This window comes from Mycolicibacterium fluoranthenivorans, assembly GCF_011758805.1.
Taxonomy (GTDB): Bacteria; Actinomycetota; Actinomycetes; order Mycobacteriales; family Mycobacteriaceae; genus Mycobacterium; species Mycobacterium fluoranthenivorans.
Genome location: NZ_JAANOW010000001.1, coordinates 563711 through 581074 on the forward strand (window position 1 = coordinate 563711; position 17364 = coordinate 581074).

13 protein-coding genes are annotated in these 17364 nt (G+C 69.0%); 8 read left to right on the forward strand and 5 right to left on the reverse strand.

The features are described from left to right. Positions 1–8 precede the first annotated feature (8 nt). Positions 9–1172, forward strand: a complete 1164-nt coding sequence (locus FHU31_RS02750; RefSeq protein WP_167155616.1) for a glycosyltransferase family 4 protein — start codon at positions 9–11, stop codon at positions 1170–1172. Here FHU31_RS02750 and FHU31_RS02755 read toward each other — a convergent pair. Both FHU31_RS02755 and pgfA read right to left on the reverse strand, forming a co-directional pair. Beyond that, complete coding sequence (locus FHU31_RS02755) at positions 1151–2773, reverse strand: MmpA family trehalose lipid delivery protein (protein WP_263988198.1); 1623 nt, start codon at positions 2771–2773, stop codon at positions 1151–1153. The two genes, FHU31_RS02750 and FHU31_RS02755, sit on opposite strands and share 22 nt — an antisense overlap. Before the next feature lie 50 nt (positions 2774–2823). Beyond that, positions 2824–4035, reverse strand: a complete 1212-nt coding sequence (gene pgfA / locus FHU31_RS02760) for a cell envelope lipid trafficking protein PgfA (protein ID WP_167155623.1) — start codon at positions 4033–4035, stop codon at positions 2824–2826. Positions 4036–4181: 146 nt separating this feature from the next. On the opposite strand from pgfA, the gene FHU31_RS02765 reads away from it, so the two are divergent. The 4 genes from FHU31_RS02765 (at position 4182) to FHU31_RS02780 (ending at position 7759) form a co-directional block, all read left to right on the forward strand. After that, positions 4182–5291, forward strand: a complete 1110-nt coding sequence (locus FHU31_RS02765; RefSeq protein WP_167160548.1) for an acyltransferase family protein — start codon at positions 4182–4184, stop codon at positions 5289–5291. 155 nt (positions 5292–5446) lie between these two features. Then, entirely contained in the window at positions 5447–6385 is a 939-nt protein-coding gene (locus FHU31_RS02770; protein ID WP_167155626.1) for a phytanoyl-CoA dioxygenase family protein, read from the forward strand. Beyond that, a complete protein-coding gene (locus tag FHU31_RS02775) occupies positions 6385–6795 on the forward strand; it encodes a RidA family protein (protein WP_167155629.1) in 411 nt (136 codons plus the stop codon). The genes FHU31_RS02770 and FHU31_RS02775 overlap by 1 nt, the downstream gene beginning before the upstream one ends. Before the next feature lie 235 nt (positions 6796–7030). Beyond that, positions 7031–7759 carry a TetR/AcrR family transcriptional regulator gene (locus FHU31_RS02780; protein ID WP_167155632.1) on the forward strand — a complete coding sequence of 243 codons (729 nt, stop codon included), beginning with the start codon at positions 7031–7033 and terminating at the stop codon, positions 7757–7759. 24 nt (positions 7760–7783) lie between these two features. Here FHU31_RS02780 and FHU31_RS02785 read toward each other — a convergent pair whose 3' ends face one another. Further along, complete coding sequence (locus tag FHU31_RS02785) at positions 7784–9358, reverse strand: APC family permease (protein WP_167155635.1); 1575 nt, start codon at positions 9356–9358, stop codon at positions 7784–7786. Between the two features lie 321 nt (positions 9359–9679). On the opposite strand from FHU31_RS02785, the gene FHU31_RS02790 reads away from it, so the two are divergent. After that, positions 9680–10576 (forward strand): metal-dependent hydrolase, encoded by an 897-nt coding sequence (locus FHU31_RS02790; RefSeq protein ID WP_090362938.1) that lies wholly within the window; start codon positions 9680–9682, stop codon positions 10574–10576. Then, complete coding sequence (locus tag FHU31_RS02795; protein ID WP_167155638.1) at positions 10573–11640, forward strand: PDR/VanB family oxidoreductase; 1068 nt, start codon at positions 10573–10575, stop codon at positions 11638–11640. The genes FHU31_RS02790 and FHU31_RS02795 overlap by 4 nt, the downstream gene beginning before the upstream one ends. Here the strand turns inward: FHU31_RS02795 and FHU31_RS02800 are convergent. Together FHU31_RS02800 and FHU31_RS02805 are read right to left on the reverse strand one after the other, a co-directional pair. Then, positions 11577–15761 carry an alpha-(1->3)-arabinofuranosyltransferase gene (locus FHU31_RS02800; protein WP_234901262.1) on the reverse strand — a complete coding sequence of 1395 codons (4185 nt, stop codon included), beginning with the start codon at positions 15759–15761 and terminating at the stop codon, positions 11577–11579. The two genes, FHU31_RS02795 and FHU31_RS02800, sit on opposite strands and share 64 nt — an antisense overlap. A 61-nt stretch (positions 15762–15822) precedes the next feature. Continuing rightward, a complete protein-coding gene (locus tag FHU31_RS02805; protein WP_064961435.1) occupies positions 15823–15996 on the reverse strand; it encodes a DUF2613 domain-containing protein in 174 nt (57 codons plus the stop codon). A 170-nt stretch (positions 15997–16166) separates the two neighbouring features. Here FHU31_RS02805 and FHU31_RS02810 point away from each other — a divergent pair, with 170 nt between their 5' ends. Beyond that, on the forward strand, positions 16167–17315 hold the full coding sequence (locus FHU31_RS02810) for a glycoside hydrolase family 3 N-terminal domain-containing protein (RefSeq protein WP_167155641.1): 1149 nt from the start codon (positions 16167–16169) through the stop codon (positions 17313–17315). Positions 17316–17364: the final 49 nt, after the last annotated feature.

Below are 17364 nucleotides of genomic sequence, written 5' to 3' on the forward strand. Positions count from 1 at the left end.
TCGACACGATGTCCGAACGCCGCCCCGTCCGCTCAGTACTGCTGTTGTGCTGGCGTGACACGGGGCATCCGCAGGGTGGCGGCAGTGAGGCGTACCTGCAGCGCATCGGCACCCGGTTGGCGGCCGACGGGGTCCACGTCACGTTGCGCACCGCGCGCTATCCGGGCGCGCCGCGCCGCGAAGTGCTCGACGGGGTGACCGTCAGCCGGGGCGGCGGCGCGTACTCCGTCTACATCTGGGCCGGTGTGGTCATGGTGCTGGCCCGGCTGGGGCTGGGCCCGCTACGCCGGTCTCGGCCCGACGTCGTCATCGACACCCAGAACGGTATCCCGTTCCTGGCCCGGCTCGCGTACGGCCGACGCTCCCTGGTGCTGGTACATCACTGCCATCGCGAACAGTGGCCGGTGGCCGGACGTCGCACCGGCAGGTTCGGCTGGTTCGTGGAATCGACGTTGTCGCCGCACCTGCACCGGCGCAATCAGTACGTCACCGTCTCGCTGCCCTCCGCCCGGGAACTCGTCGAACTCGGTGTGGGCAAGAACCGGATTGCGGTGGTGCGCAACGGACTTGACGCGGCGCCGGCATGCACCCTGGAACTGCCGCGCTCGGCGACGCCGCGGGTGGCCGTGTTGTCGAGGCTGGTGCCGCACAAGCAGATCGAGGACGCGCTGGATGCCATCGCGGCATTGCGGCCGCAGCTGCCGGATCTGCACCTGGATATCGTCGGCGGCGGGTGGTGGGAGGACCGGCTGGTCGCGCACGCTGCCAGGATCGGGATCGCCGACGCGGTGACCTTTCACGGGCACGTCGGTGACGACATCAAACACCAAGTGATCCAACAAAGTTGGGTACACCTGATGCCCTCCCGCAAGGAAGGCTGGGGGCTGGCCGTGATCGAGGCCGCCCAGCACGGTGTCCCGACCATCGGCTACCGGTCCTCCGGCGGGCTGACCGATTCGATCGTCGACGGGGTCACCGGCCTGCTGGTCGACGGCCCGGGTGAGCTCGCCGACAGCATGGCGCGGTTGTTGACCGATCCGGTGCTGCGCATCGAGCTCGGCGCCAAGGCGCAGGCGCGCAGCACCGAGTTCTCCTGGCAGCAGAGTGCCGATGCGATGCGGGTGGTGTTGGAGGCGGTACACGCCGGCAGCTACGTCAGCGGCGTGGTGTAGCCGGTCCTACTTCGGCGGCCGGGTAGGCCCCGGCCCAGTGCCAGCAGCCCCGCTGCCACGAGCACGCCCAACCACACCAGATGCGCGGCGATCGCGACCGCCCGCCCCGACGCTCCCGGGGCCGTACCGCCCACCCGGTACAGCGTGAGATCGCCGTCCCGGTAGGCGACCGGCAGATTCACCGCGGGAGAGCCCGGTTCGGCCACCACCCAGCCCACCCCGGCGTCGGCCAAGCGCTGCCGGGGGGCGCCGTCGAGCAACAGCGCCGTGACGTGGCGGCCGCGGGTGCCCTCCCCGGACACCGTCTGTCCGCCGATCACCAGGTCGCCGCTGGACAGCACATCGGCAGATACCCAGCGGGGCAACGGATCCAGCACCGGCGCGGTCCCGGCCCAGGCGAACTGCCGCATGCTGTCGGCGGGCAGTACCGCCACCGGACGGGGATCGGCGTTGATCATCGCCGCCACCGTCGCCCACCCCGCCGGGTAGTGCACCGCGCGCATCTGCCCGCCCACACCCCACGCCAAGTCGGGCAGTACCGCGATCAGCGCGGCGCCGCTGACGACGGCCACCGCGCGGCCGTACCGGGCCACCCCGGCCGCCGCCAGCACATATCCGGGCAGCGCGAGTGCCACCCACTTCTGCCCGTCGCGCAGCAGGCCCAGGCCCGGCACCGTGCGCACCACCGTCTCCAACAGCGCCAGACCGGGTCCGGTCGCCAGCAGCGCCGGCAGCACCACCGCGACGACCGCCAGCACCAGCAACGGCCGTGCCGCGCGTACCCGCAACGCCGCGGGCAGGCCCACCACCACCACGGCCACCACGACGACCGTCGCGACCACCGCGAAAAGACTTGTCCGCGAACCGGGTACGGCCTGCGCGTTCCAGATCCCGCCGAGGCCGGCCAGGCTGCCCGCCGTGCCCAGCCCGGGTTCGGCGCGGGCCGCGAAGGCGTGCACACCGGTGCTCGCCACGCCGGACAGCGACCCCGCCAGCACCGACGCGGTCAGCCAAGGCAGCGCGGCCGCGGCCGCCGCGGTCACCACCACCGCCGCGGCGCGCCGGCTGCGCACGCACACCAGCGCCACGATCGCCGCCAGGATGAGTCCCGTCGGGGTCAATCCCGCCAGCGCGATCCAGAACACCAGGGCAGGCCAGCCCCGTCCGGTCGCCCTGATACCGAACATGGCCGCAGCCACCCAGGGCAGGCAGCCGTAGCCGACCAGCAGGCTCCAATGGCCCTGCAACAACCGCTCGGCGACATAGGGATTCCAGATCGCCAGCGTCACCGCCACGCATTGACCCGCCAACCCGGTATCCGGCAGCACCGCCGACACCAGCCGCGCGGAACCCCAGCCGGCCAGCCACAGCCCGGCCACGAGCAGGACCTTGGCCACCACCCCGCCGTCCACGACCGTCGACGTCACGGCCATGAAGAAGTCCTGTGGCAGCGCTCGGGGCGCGGCCTCGGTGAGGCCCAGGGCTGCGTCGGACAGGTAGGACCGCGGCGTGGACACCGCGTCGCGCAGCAACAGATACCCCGGGCCCAGCAGGGGGCCGGTCACCACAAGCGCCAGCGCCAGCGCGTACGCCGGCGCTATCGCTGAGCTCAGGCGGGCAGGAGCGCAGCGACCCGGGGAGGGGGTCGAGCTCAGACCGGTCGGTCCGGTGGGAGATCGGTCGGACGCCGGGTCGGGATCTTCTCGGTCTGCGCCTCGGCCGCCGGCATCGGACCGGACTCGTCGTCTCGGCGGCTGAAGAACCCGCGATCCGAACCGTCGAGTCCCGGATCGATCAGGGCGGATTCGGCGCGCAGCCCGAACGAACCCAGCAGCACACCACCGACCAGCGTCACCAGGCCCAGGCCGGCGAACGTGATGGGCAGGATGCGGCTCCACAGGGCCAGGTGGTCGGCCTCGTCGCGCGCGGCGGACACCTGCGACTCGACGGTCTCCTCGGTGGAGGTGACCGTGAAGTCGGCGAACGTCACCTCGGGCTTGAGGGCGTCGCGGGCGTAGTAGTGAAAGCCGTGCTGCTTGGCCTTGACGATGGTGCCGCTCACCGGGTCCACCCAGAACGTCCGCTGGGCGGCGTAGTAGCGGGTCATGGTGACGGGGTCGTACGGATCGGCGGCCTCCACGCCCCACTGCGCGGCGCGGGCGGTCACGGTGCTGTCGATGTCGTTGTCGTACAGCGACGCGTACTTGATCGGCTCGGCCAGCTTGCCGTCGGCGTCGTAGCCGACGTTCTGGGTGAACCGGTAGGTGGTCAGCCCGTTGATGTCCTCTTCGCCGTCGTAGTTCGCGTCGTACGGCTTCTGCGCGATCGGATCGAAGAACGGGTAGGTCTTCTTCTCGGTGTCGAACGGGAACCGGTAGGCCAGGCCCTCGTGCGGCAGCGCGATGTTGGTCGGCGGGTTGTCCTCTTCGATGGTCCGCGGTTTCTGCACGGCGCCGCCGGGGTTGGTGTCACTGGACACCGCCTCCGCGGTCTTGCGGTTCAGCGTCACGGTGTCGACCATGGCCAACAGCAGGCCGTTGTCCTGCTGTTTGTCGGTGCGCCGCAACGAGGTGCCGACCTGCAGGGTGACGACATCGGCGTTGGCCGGTGCCTCCACGCTCTCCTGCTGCTGGAGCGCCACCGGAACGTTCTTGTTGACGACGAAATGGTCCGGCTGAGACAGCGAGGCGGGGTCCAGCGAGGTGCCGGTGCCTTCGCTGATCAGGTCGGCTTCAAGATCCAGTGGGATCTTGGCGATCTTGCCCTTGGTGTACGTGGACAACAGCAAGGCGGCGATGAGCAGGGCAGCACCGAGCCCCATCAGTCCGCACGCTGCGATTCGCAGGGCCACTGCGCGGTTCAACCCGTGCTCCCTTCGGTCGAAAGCTGACCCTAACAGCACACCGTAAGGGCGATGTTTATGCCAACGCGATAGGTCCCGGCACACTGGTCTGTGTGAGCACTTCCCAGACCGGCGGGACGCGGAGTTTCCTGCCCGCCGTCGAGGGGATGCGGGCGTGTGCGGCGATCGGGGTGGTGCTCACCCACGTCGCGTTCCAGACCGGGCACACCGGCGGTGTCGGCGGGCGCCTGCTCGGCCGGTTCGATCTCGCGGTCGCGGTGTTCTTCGCGCTGTCGGGTTTCCTGCTGTGGCGGGGTCACGCCGCGGCCGCGCGCGGGCTGCGCCGACGGCCCCCGACCGGGCACTATCTGCGCTCCCGGCTGGTGCGCATCATGCCGGGTTACCTGGTGGCGGTCATCGTGGTGCTCACGTTGTTACCCGACGCACAGGCGGACTTCACGGTGTGGCTGGCCAACCTGACCCTCACCCAGATCTATGTGCCGCTGACGCTGACCGCCGGGCTGACCCAGATGTGGAGCCTCTCGGTGGAGGTCAGCTTCTATCTGGCGCTGCCGTTGCTGGCACTGCTGGCCCGTCGGCTGCCGGTGCGGGCCCGGATCCCGACGATCGCCGTCATGGCGCTTGCCAGCCTGGCCTGGGGACTGCTGCCACTGCACCCGCCCGCCGGGGTCAATCCGCTGAACTGGCCGCCGGCCTTCTTCTCCTGGTTCGCCGCGGGCATGCTGCTCGCCGAACTGACCGTCAGCCCTGTCGGGCTACCGCACCGGCTGGCCCGCAACCGGCTGCTGATGGCGGCACTGGCGGTGCTGGCCTTCGTGGTGGCCGCCTCCCCCCTGGCCGGCCCCGAAGGGCTGACGCCGGGCTCGGTGGGCCAGTTCGTGGTGAAGGTGACGATGGGCGCGGTGGTGGCCGGGGCGCTGCTGGCGCCGCTGGTGCTGGACCGGCCTGACACCTCCCACCGGCTGCTGGGCAGTCCGGTGATGGTCACCCTGGGCCGCTGGTCCTATGGCCTGTTCGTCTGGCACCTGGCGGCGCTGGCCATGGTGTTCCCCGTCATCGGGCAGTTCCCCTTCAACGGGCACATGCCGGTGGTGCTGGCGCTCACCCTGGTGTTCGGGTTCGCGATCGCGGCGGTCAGTTATGCGCTGGTCGAGTCGCCGTGCCGGAACGCGCTGCGCCGCTGGGAGTACCGGCACAACCCGCCGCCGCTGGACAGCTCGGTCACCGATACCGCCGAGCCCGCCATCGCGCGGTAGCGCCACCGGGCATGAAGCGACCTCATTGTCGGGGCGCTGCGGCGTTGGCAACCCAGGATTTCGAAGACTGAAACGTCGGTACATCTTCCCGAAACCTGAATCTTATCCACTTTTCTTGGACGGCGAAGGTGCGCCGCGACAAGGGAGGGCGTGAGATGACCGAGAAGTATCACTTGCCGAATACCGCGACGATGGAGCAGATCACGGCGGCGTTGCGTGCGGATGGGTTCGTCATTGTCGACAATCTGGTTCCGCCGGAGTTGATGGATCAGATCGCCGAGGAACTCGACGACTACATCGACGACACCCCGAATGGTCGGGACGACTTCGTGGGGCGGTTGACCCGTCGGACGGGTGCGCTGATTGCGCGGTCGGAGGCATCGCGGGAGTTGGTGATGCATCCGCTGGTGCTCTCGGTGGCCGCCGAGATGCTGAAGAAAGCGACGGCTTTTCAGTTGCATCTGACCCAGATCATCAGTGTGTATCCGGGTGAGACCGCTCAGCCGCTGCATCGTGATGAGCTCGCGTGGGACTTCTTCCCGTTCCCCGAGGACTATGACGTGCAGTGCAACACGATCTGGGCGATGACGGACTTCACGGTGGCAAACGGTGCCACCCGCGTGGTTCCCGGTTCGCACAAGGTGTTCGACAAGCAGGGTTCGGACTACACCGAGGCCGACGAGGTTCGTGCGGTCATGCCCAAGGGGTCGGTGTTCTTCTACACCGGCAAGGTCTACCACTCGGCGGCGCCCAACACCTCCGATATGGTCCGCCAGGGCATCAACATCACCTACGCCGTGGGCTGGGTCCGCCAGGAGGAAAACCAATACCTCTCCACCCCTTTGGAAATCGCCAAAACCCTGGACGACGACCTCCTCAAGGTCATGGGCTACCAAATGGGCGGTCTCGCGGTGGGCTACGTCAGCGATTTCCTCGATCCGCTCTCCGCGGTTCGGCCCGAACTCGGTGGGCGACAATACGACTTCGAAGGGCTCACCCAAACCAGCGGCCACGTCGACCAGGACTACCAGAACTCGTTCCACGCCGACATGGTCAACGCCGAGACCCCCGAACCCGTGACGGAGTCCGTCTGATGACCATCTCCTACAGCAGTCCAGAGGTCGGTTACCTCGACCAGACTGTCTTCAAGAAGCTGGGCTTCACGCAGAACGTCTGGGCGCACGACACGCTCTACATGTCCGGTATCGCACCGTTCACCGGCGGCGATCCCGAATTCGTCGTGGTGGGCATCGGCTCGATGAGAGAGCAGACCATCTTCATCCTCGACATCCTCAAGAGGTTGCTCGAGGCCGAGGGGCTGACCTACGGCAACCTCGTGGCGATCACGATCTACGCCACCAGCTCCACCGAATTCTTCGAAGTCGCCCCAGTCATCGCCGAAGCCTTCGGTGATGAGGCGCCGACCCAGACCCTCGTCGGCGTCACCGAATTGGCGCACCCCGAGCAGCGCATCGAGATCACCGCCACGGCCGTCAGGTCCTGATTGCCGGCAAACCTTCTGCCCCACAGCAGAAACCAGAGGACACGCGGTCGGTGCCGAGACACCGGCCACCATCCCGGTGTGATCGCGATCCCGGCGGCCAACCGTGCCCACCCGTGACGGGTCGGCACGGTTGGCCGCTCACGCTGCGCGCGCGGCGGCGATACGGCTAGTATTTCTTGTCGGCGCGGCAAGCACGCGAGGCGGCATCGCAAGCCAAAGGGGGCGTCGGAGCACCATGGTCGGAGCTGTCCGTCACCTGGATACCGCGGGCAGCGGACGCGACTCGGCGCTTCCCAATCGTCCGCGCGCATCGGTACGCCTGCGTGACCTGATGATGCCGATCGCGCAGGACGCCGGCGCCTCCCGCAAGCCGCTCCAGGCCCGCAGCCAGGAGAAGATGGATCGCGTGCTCGCGGCCACCCACGATCTACTGATCGCCTCGGGCCCCAGCACCATCACCACCACCGCCGTGGCAGCCCGCGCCGGAGTCTCCGTCGGGTGGATGTACAACTTCTTCGATGATCGGGAGTCCCTTCTGGAGGAGGTCTTGATCCAGGGACTCGTCGATCTCGATGCCCGATGGGACGAAGTGGGGTTCAGCCTGTCCGGGGCGGACTGGCGGACGACGGCGGCCGCCGGCATCGACGCCCTCATCGACTTTCTTCTCACCGGTACCGGAATAGCGGGATTTCGCGTGCTGTGGTTCTCGTCCGAGTTCTCCGGCCGGATGGTCCAGGTGAACCGGGCCCACGACGATGCGGTCGCGGCGTACCTGTGCAACGGTGTCAGCGCGTTGCGCGCGGATGCCCCGGACATCCCCCTCTACCTGATGGCGCAGACATTCATCGGGGTGCTCGACAAGGGATTCGACATCGCGTTCCGTGCCGACGCCAACGGTGACGAGGCGGCGCTTGCCGAGTTGCGGCGCGCAGCGCTGGCGTACCTGGAGACGTTCCTCGAGTAGCCGGCGTTGCGCGCCGCCCCGGGCTCAGCCGGCTTCCAGCGCCACGTCCGGTTTCACCGAGGGGGTGCGGGTGTGTGGATGCGCACGCACCAAGTCCTCCGCGACGATGCCGTCCTCTCCGGTGTGGCCGTGGTCGGAAAGGGCGCTGAGCGCTTCGGGTTTCTTGACCACCAGATACGCCATGATCGCGAACGCCAGCACGTAGACCGCCAGCGAGATCGGCGCGGCCAGGCTGATCGGCCAACTCAACGGTGCGATGAAGCTGAAGACGGGGATACCTGCGCCGACAAAGAAGCCAGGGACGAGGAAGAGCACACCCAGTACCGGGATGATCAGGTGGACAACGACTTTGAACTCACTGCGGCGATACCGCAGGTAGTACACCGGGCAGGACAGGGCGGCCAGCATGTGCACCGGCAGCGCGATGACCGCGATGATCGTCCCGAAGAGTCCCAGGGAGGGGACAGGTCCCCAGAGCAGACCGCCGACCACCGCGGCGACGGCTCCGATTCCGAACATGAGATAGATGGCCGACACCGGTGACTTCCACTTGGGATGAGTCTTGGCGAAGACCTTGGGGATGGTGCCGGCGTGGGCCATGGCCCAGATGTGGCGGGTTCCGCCCATCGACGCGCCGTTGGCGCAGGCCACCGAGCTGTTGAGCAAGGCCAGCAGCAGGACGATCCACCCTGCACCCCATAGGTTCTTGGCGATCCCGATCCAGCCGTCGCCTTCGTTGAAGGTCATGAAGTCGAACAGCTTGTCGGCACCGAAGTACGTGGACGCCGCATAGCTGCCGACGATGTAGAAGAGGCCGACGATGACCGCGGACCAGACGATGGCGCGGGGGATGTTGCGCTTGGGGTCCTTGGTTTCGGCGGCCAACGGTGCACCGGCCTCGAAGCCGATGAACGCCAGGAAGGCGTAGACGGAAGCTGCGATCACACCCGAAATGCCGGTGAAGCCTTCGACGTTCGCGTGCTCGGTGGTGAAGACCGACAGGGAGTTGTTGCTGCCCGCGGCCATGATCATGTGGATACTCATGCCGAGAAGCACCAAGATCTCCAACGAGCCGAGAATCACGCCGGCCTTGGTGCTGAACGCGGCGCCGAAGTAGTTGAACGCACCCGAGATCAGGAGACATCCCAGTCCGGCGACGATCCACGTGGCCTTGTAGGCCGCGCCGCCCTGGGGGAAGAGGGCGGCACCGATCAGGTTGCCGAACACCAGCGCCAGATAGGGCAATGCGGCCAGGTAGAACATCGGAGCGCAGAACGCGATGACAAAGCCGAGGGCGGGGTGAAAGGCGCGACCGACGAATGAGCCGAGACCGCCGGCGGTGGAGATGTGCTTGGCCATTTGGGCGATGCCCACCGCCACCAGCACGCAGCCGATGGTCGCACCGACCACGGCCAGCGGCAGTGCGCCGCCGGAGAACAGCGATCCGGTCATGATCGCGTAAGCCAGACCGGCGCCCGGGGCCATCGTCGCGATCGATACGAAGAGGACGCCGGACAGCGTGATGCTGCCCTTGGCGAGTCCCTCCTCGCCCTCTCCGACATCGATTGGGGCGTCGACGGTTTCCGGTGAAGTGGTCATAGGTATCTCCTGGGTGTTCGAGACGCGCTGATGCAGGGCACCTGCAAAGGCTGATCGGAGCGGCACGCCACACTGCGCGCATCGAGTCGGGTCAGTTCCCGTGGGAAGCTGACCAATACGGGGTGTCCGGGCGAGGACCGGTGCGAGCAACGGCTCGCCACCGAAAGTGAATAAGTTTCATATTTCTCCCGAGGTTCTGCCGCGTAAATAGCTGATTTCATCGCGTGTGACACGACGGGAGAGGCGTCGCGCCGGCTGCTGCGCACGGCCTCCCGCGGTTCGGGATCGACTTTATCTAGTACCGCGGGTACCGTTCTGCGGATGGAGCTGTTGGACACCGACACCCCGGACGGTACGGCGATCGCCCTGCATGCCCGTCCGGTGCAGTTCGATCTGAGCGCCGTTCCCGCGCACTACGTCTACGGGTATCCCGTGGCCACCCACCTGTACAACGGTCTGAGCCTGCTGTTACCCGCCGGTGAGGAATGGTTCATCACCGTCCTCAAAGAGGCGCTACCCCATATCGAGGACGAGAAGCTGCGCGAGGACGTCATCGGCTTCATGGGCCAGGAGTCCATGCACGCAAACGCCCACGTCGGCCTCAACGACTACCTCACCCGGCACGGTATCGACCCCACCCCGATGATCGAGCGCGCCAACTGGGTGTTCGGCCACCTGCTCGGGCCGCGTCAGACCACCGGCGAGGAGGCGCACAACTACCTCGTCGAACGGCTCGCCGTGATCGCCGCGCTGGAGCACATCTTCGCGTTCCTCGGCGACTGGGTGCTCAACGCCGACCGTCTCAACGAAACCACGGTCGACCCGGTGGTGCTGGACCTGCTGCGCTGGCACGGCGCCGAGGAGGTCGAGCACCGGATGGTGTCCCATGACGTGCTGCACTACTTCGACGGCAGTTATGTGCGGCGGGCCCGCGCTCAGGTGGTGGTCGCGCCGATTCTGCTGTACCTGATCTGGCAGGGCATCCGTTACCTGATGCGGGTCGACCCGAACGTGTCGCTATCCCGTCGGCAGCGCAAAGTGGTGTGGCGCAAGCTGTTCCGTTCCGCCCGCCACGGGGTGACGCCGCCCATCCGGCATCTGGTCATCCGTGCCCTGCAGTACTACTCGCCGTGGTACCACCCGGGCGACGTCGGCAACACCGCGCAGGCGGTGGCGTACCTGGCGTCGTCGCCGGCCACCCGGCCCACCGCGCAGTGAAGCACGTTCCGCCGGTCGGAGCGCGTATCGACGACCGGACCATCAACGTGGTCGCCACGGTGCTGGACAAGTTCTGGCTCCGCCCGGTGACCCGCAAGGGCTACACCGACCAGCGCGCCGTGCGCACCCCCGACGATCCGATGACCCTGGTGCTCGTCAAACGTGCCGTGGTCGCCAGCGACAACGACGTGGTGGCACTGACTTTCGCGGATCCCGGCGGGGCGGCGCTGCCGGCCTGGCAGCCCGGCTGTCACCTCGATCTGCACCTCCCGTCCGGGCGGCGCCGCCAGTACTCGCTGTGCGGCGATCCACAGGACCGCTCGGGCTACCGCATCGCGGTGCGCAAGATCCCCACCGGTGGCGGCGGGTCACTGGAGATGCACGCCCTGACCGAAGGGGACACCGTCACGGTCCGGGGGCCGCGCAACGGCTTCCCGTTCATCCCGCACTCCCGGGTGCTCTACCTGGCCGGCGGTATCGGCATCACCCCGATCCTGCCGATGGTGCGCGCCGCGCAACGGCTGGGCACCGACTGGCATTTCGTGTACTGCGGGCGCAGCATCGACACCATCCCGTTCCTCGACGAGATCTGGCAGTGGGACCCGGCCCGGGTCACCATCCGTCTGGATGACGAGCACGGCATCCCCACCGCGGCCGACCTGCTGCGCCACGCTCCCCGTGGCGGTGCGGTCTACGTGTGCGGGCCGCCGCCGATGATCGAGACGGTCCGGCGCGGGTTCGCTGAAACCGGTTCCAAGAACCTGTATTTCGAGCGTTTCAGCGCAGCGCCGGTGGTCGACGGAACGGCCTTCGAGATCGAACTGGCGCGCACAGGCGAGGTGGTGCCGGTCGCGGCCGACGAGACGGTGCTGCAGGCCCTGATCAAGGTGCGTCCCGACACCGCCTACTCGTGCAAACAGGGGTTCTGCGGTACCTGCAAGGTCGGGGTGCTGGCCGGTACGCCCGAACACCGGGACAACCGGCTCACCGATGACGAACGTCAGTCCTCGATGCTGGCCTGCGTATCCCGTTCGGCCACACCACGTCTGGTGCTCGACGTATAGGTGACCGTCGAGGCCGCCAGCATCGCGACCGCGATCAGCGCCACCAGTTGCACACCGGCCGAATGGCCGACGTACCCGTCCACCGAACGCCACGGATAGCGCGACAGCGCCGCGCCGGCCACGATCAGGCCGGCGGCGCAGGTGCCGACGGTCACCGTCTCCTGCAGGCGTGCCCGGTGCCGTAACAGATGACGGACGGCCAGCGCCGCGGCGACCACCAGGGCGCCGGCGATTCCGCTGATCACGCCGCCGGCCGCCACCACGGCGATCCCGGTCGGTACCTGACCGGGTGCCCAGGTGCGCACCGGTTCGCCGGCACGTGGCCGCCGGATCGGCAGCAGCGCAAGCAGAACCAGGATCGGCAGCAGGGCCAGCCCGCCGAACAGGCCGAGCCGGTAGGCCGCGTTCGACGGGAAAGTCAACATGATGGGGCCCGACGTGCCCGCGGGGACCACCCAGCCCTGCTGCCAGCCGTTCACGGTGACCGGACGCAGCTCCGCGCCGCCGGCGGCGTGAGCCACCCAGCCCGGACTGCGGCTCTCGGGCACCACCAGGATCCGGTCCCGCCCGGCGGCCTCGAGATCGACCTCGCGGCGATCGGCGCCCCACTGCCCGCGCTGCACGGGAGTCGTTGCCGCGCTGGGTACTCGACCCGCCGCGGGGGTGGCCAGCTGGATACCGTCGACGAAGAAGGATGGTCCCGGGCTGATCAACAGTTCCTGCTGCCCGGCGGGCAAGGTGATCGGCCGGTCCTGGCAGGGGCGCGCGGCGACGGGTTCACCGTCGAGCAGCGCGCCGACGGTGGTGGTCACCGAGGTCTGCACGAACTGCCCGGCCACACCGATGATCGGTCCCTGGCCGCAGGCCAGGGTGATGGTCCGCTGCCGGTTCGCGGCGCCGTCGGCGGCGGCGATCGGCCGGTGCGCCCGGTCCAGTGCGGTCACCTCGGCCAGACCGGGCGGCTTGAGCTGATCGAACCCCAAGGCGTTTCGGTCGATCACATCTCGCCAGTCCAGGATCGACACGGTGATGGTGTTCGTCACCCTGGGTTTGAGGTCGACGGTCTGGGTCTTGGTGCCCGTCAACGGCCGCACCTGCGGACCGTCACCCAGATCGATGGCCACCATGGTCGGATGGGCGGGCAGTTCCGAGGAACTCGGCGCCAGCATCAGCGCCGCCACCTCCGCGGGTTCGGGCAGGGTGACGGTGATGGTGGGCGCGGTCTTGTACTGCGCCACGTTCTGCGGGGCGGTCCAGGCGGTCCGCGGATCGCCGTCGGCGGCGGCGTAGGCCGAGCCCAGCACGTCGATCGGGTCGGCGTCGCCGGTGGCCCGCGCGGCGCCGGGCTCGGCGATCAGGTCGGCCAGGCGCGGACCCTGCCGGGCCCGCACCCAGACGGTGGCGGTGACGGAGGTCTGCGCGGGCACGGTCAGCGTGCGGCTCAGGTTCACCGGCTCCTCGGGGGCCAGCGCCATCGCCGCCGCGCACCGCACCCCCTCGGGCGCCGGCGCACAGCCGGGTTGGCCCTGCAGTTCCGAGCCCAGATCCCACAGCGCGACCGCCGCACCCGCCGGCGGCCCGGGTACGTCGACGGTGTGGCGCAGATTGACCGGGTGCGCGAAACCCGAGGCGTCGTACTGGGTGACGGAGAAGTCGGTGATCCCGAACTGCACGCCGGGGGAACCGTCATCGGTACCCACCGCGGTGATCCGCATCCAGGGCGTCTCGCCGTAGGGCAGCGCCACCGACAGCGGCTTGCCCGGCTGGTCGAAACGCAGCGTGGTGGTGCCGGTCGCGGTGGACACCTCGATCCGGCGCACCTGAGCGCCGACGGCGGTGGCACTGGGGGTGATGGTCAATGACGCATTGGTGATCGGATGGTCGAAGTCGACCTGCAGCCACTGGCCGACCGCCGTCTGCAGGGCGTTGGACACCCAGCTGGTCGACGAGTCCCCGTCGATCGCCGCGGCCGGCCCCGTCGACGGCGAAACATTGGGCAGGGCAGTCGAATCCGACGCAGAACTGGACGCGGTGAGCCGCCCGCCCGACCACGTGCCGTACACCGGTTCGGTGCCCGCCGGGTAGTCCATCACCCGGTTGAAGGTGTGCCGCGGATCGTCGGGGGTGCGCACGGCCGAGGAATGGTTGTCCACCCGGCCGTAGTCGGTCTCCCGGGCCAGCGGGGTGTCGGTCACGGTGACCAGCGGGGTGGGCAGCCCGGCGCGCTGGGCATCGGCGGTCAGCAACATCGGCCCCAGCGGTTGCCTGCCCAACAGCCGGCGCCGTTCGTCCAGGCGTACCAACGCTTCCGGGCCGCCGTCCACCCGTGCCATCGTGTCGGTGTCCACCAGGTACGGTCCGGTGACCGGATTGCCCACCCGGTAGATCTCCACCGCCGGGTACCGGGGCCGCAGTCCGCTGTCGGCGACGAATCCCTCCAGCAGACCGGGCCCGACCGGATCGCCGAAGGTGGCGACCTTCGTCAGTCCGGGCGAGTTGTCCACGGATCGGTGCACCAGCAGCGGCCGCGCCGACCGGGACGTCTCGGGGTCCAGGTCGTTGCGCACCACCAGATAGGAAATCCCTTGCTGGGCAAGGGTGTCGGCGAGGCCCGCGGAGGGGCGCCCGGCGGCGAACAGGCGCTGCACCGAGTCGAGCGCGCGGATGGTCTCCGGTGGGGTCAGCGGGATGGAGTCCCGCACCCCCCACGGGAAGGCGGCGAGCACCTGCAGCGGTTCGTCGTGGGTGTTGCCCCACACCTGGGTGGCGAACGGCGCGCCCGGCGCCACCAGGACACGGCCCCGGTCGGTGTTGTGCTCGTCCAGCCAGCGGGCGGTGTCATGCCAGTACTGCGGTATCGCGGTGAAACTGCCCGGCGGGGTGAGCCGACCGGTCCAGGCCAGCGAGGTGCCCGCGGCCAGCGCCGCCAGCACCACGATCGCCACCGCCACCCGTCGGTCCTTCTCCGGGTGCGTCCACGCGGGCAGCCAGACCTGCCGGGGCGCGCTGCCGGGCATCGGGACGCGGCCCAGCAGGTGCGCGAGCCCCAGCGTCAGCGGGAGCCGGATCAGGGGTTCGAGCTTGTGCACATTGCGCAGCGGCGTGCCCGAGGCATCCAGGAACAGTTGCACCTGGTGTGCGATCGGCGACCCCAGCCCGCCGGAGTAGCCGGCGGCCAGCGCGACGATCCCAAGCAGCAGGATGGTGATCAGCCGCCCGCGGGCCGGCATGGTGCGCATCGCCAGCCCGGCCAGGCCGGCCGCGGCGATAAGGGTGGTGGCCAGCACCGCCACCGTTCCGGTGACCAGAGACGAACCGGCGGTCGCGGTGGTCGCGACGTACGGGGTCCAGCTGTCGGTGCCGCGCAGCACCTCGGTCAGCGACAGCCAGCTGGTGGTGACGCCCGAGGACTCGATGTAGTCGAGGAAGGGCGGGCTGATCCGGCCCAGCAGGACCAGGGCCACGGCCCACCACGTGATGGCCAATGCCGTGCACAGGGCCCACCACGCCGTGAAACGCCACCACTGCTTGTTCGGGCGGTGCGCGGCCCACCAGATCACCGCGGCCAGACAGCCGGTCAGGGTGGCGACGGCGTTCACCGCCCCCATCAGGGCGACGGCCACCGCCGAACGGGCGGCCAGCGTCCGGATCCGCGGGTCGCCGCGCATCACCAGGATGACGGGCAGCAGCACCCAGGGGGCCAGCATCATCGGCAGCGTCTCCGACGAGATCGCGCCGAGGGTGGTCAGCACGCGCGGCGACAGCGCGAACGCCGTCGCCGCGATCACCCGGGAGGTGGGGTTGCCGATGCCGAGGAGTTCGGCGACCCGCAGCAGACCCCAGAAGCCGACGGTCAGCAGCAACGCCCACCACAACCGCTGGGTGACCCAGCCCGGCAACCCGACGATATCGCCGAGCAGGAAGAAGGTGCCGTGCGGAAAGAGATAGCCGTAGGCCTGGTTCTGCGCCTGGCCGAACGGCAGGTCGCTGCTCCACAGGTTGGCGGCGCGGGCCAGGAAGCGCAGCGGGTTGGCGGTGAGGTCGAGTTTGGTGTCGGGCGAGATGCGGCCGGGGGACTGCGCGAAACACAGAGCCAGCGAGACGATGCCGACCAGCCACAGCCAACGGCGGGAAAGGGGCGGAGCGACGGGAAACGGGCCCTGTGCGGCGGTTGCCCCGGTGCTAGGCCCGGTCGCCGTATTCAACGCGGTTGAGCACGGATGACGCCGGGTCACCCGACTGCACCGGCGGCTTGGTGTCCTGCTGGATCATCAGCGTCACACCGAAGATCGCGGCCGCGCCCAGCAACAGGCCGACGACGATGCTGGCCGCAGCAGGCACGACGAACCGATCCATGCGGCCAACCTAGCACGGGACAATATGAGGACGGCGCACCTCGACGGTGCACACAGCTCGTCGACACCGCGGAAACGACGATCTCAGCGCACCGTCGCGCACCACCCCCGGCCGGATCGTCACGTCCTGGCCGTCGGACGTATGCGAGACGGCGACTAAGGTTCGTGGACATGCCGATGTCCCGCACCCTGGGTGCCTTGACAGCGCTGTCCGGACTACTGCTGGGGTGTTCGCACTCCGCACCCGAACCGGCGGCGTCGCCGGCGACCAGCAGCGTGACTCCCGCGTCGACGAGTATGCCGCTGGCCCCCGCGCCGTCTCCCGCGCTTCCGCTCTGCGGTGACGTCACCAGCCTCCCGATCCGGGAGAAGCTGGCCCAGCTGCTGATGGTGGGGGTGACCGACGCCGCGGACGCCAAGGCCGTGGTGACGAACTATCACGTCGGGGGCATCTTCATCGGCAGCTGGACCGACAAATCCATCTTCGGTGCGCCGTTGGCCGATATCGCCGGTGCGGCGTCCGCCCTGCCGCTGGCGGTCAGCGTCGACGAGGAAGGCGGCCGGGTATCGCGGCTCGCCGACCTGATCGGGGCCCAGCCCTCGCCGCGGGTGCTGGCCGCGACCAAGACCCCCGACGAGGTGTATCAGATCGCGCTGCAGCGTGGTCAGGCGTTACGCAACCTCGGCATCACCGTCGATTTCGCTCCCGTCGTCGACGTCACCGAGGAGGCCGACGACGAGGTGATCGGGGACCGGTCGTTCGGTTCGGATCCGGCCAAGGTCACCGAGTACGCCGGGGCCTACGCCCGCGGCCTGCACGACGGTGGTGTCATGCCGGTGCTCAAGCACTTCCCCGGTCACGGCCACGGGTCCGGCGACTCGCACACCGGTGGGGTCACCACGCCGCCGCTGGACGCGTTGAAGACGGATGACCTGGTGCCGTATCAGACCCTGACCACGTTGCCCGGCGTCGCGGTCATGGTCGGGCACCTGCAGGTGCCCGGGCTGACCGGCACCGACCCGGCCAGCCTCAGCGGGCCGGCGTACGCGTTGCTGCGCTCGGGCGGTTACGGCGGTCCGGGTTTCAACGGCGTCGTGTTCACCGACGACCTGTCCAGCATGGCGGCCATCAACGCCCGGTACGGCGTGGCCGAGGCGGTCCTGCGCGCGCTGCAGGCCGGGGCGGATATCGCGCTGTGGGTGACCACCGGCGAGGTGCCGGCCGTCCTCGATCATCTGGAGAAGTCGGTCAACGCGGGCCAGCTCGCGGTGCCGGCGGTGGACGCGTCGTTGCGGCGTCTCGCCGCGATGAAGTGCTGACCTGACCACCTTGCCGGTTTCGCTGGCGCGGCGCGCGACATCGTCGCAG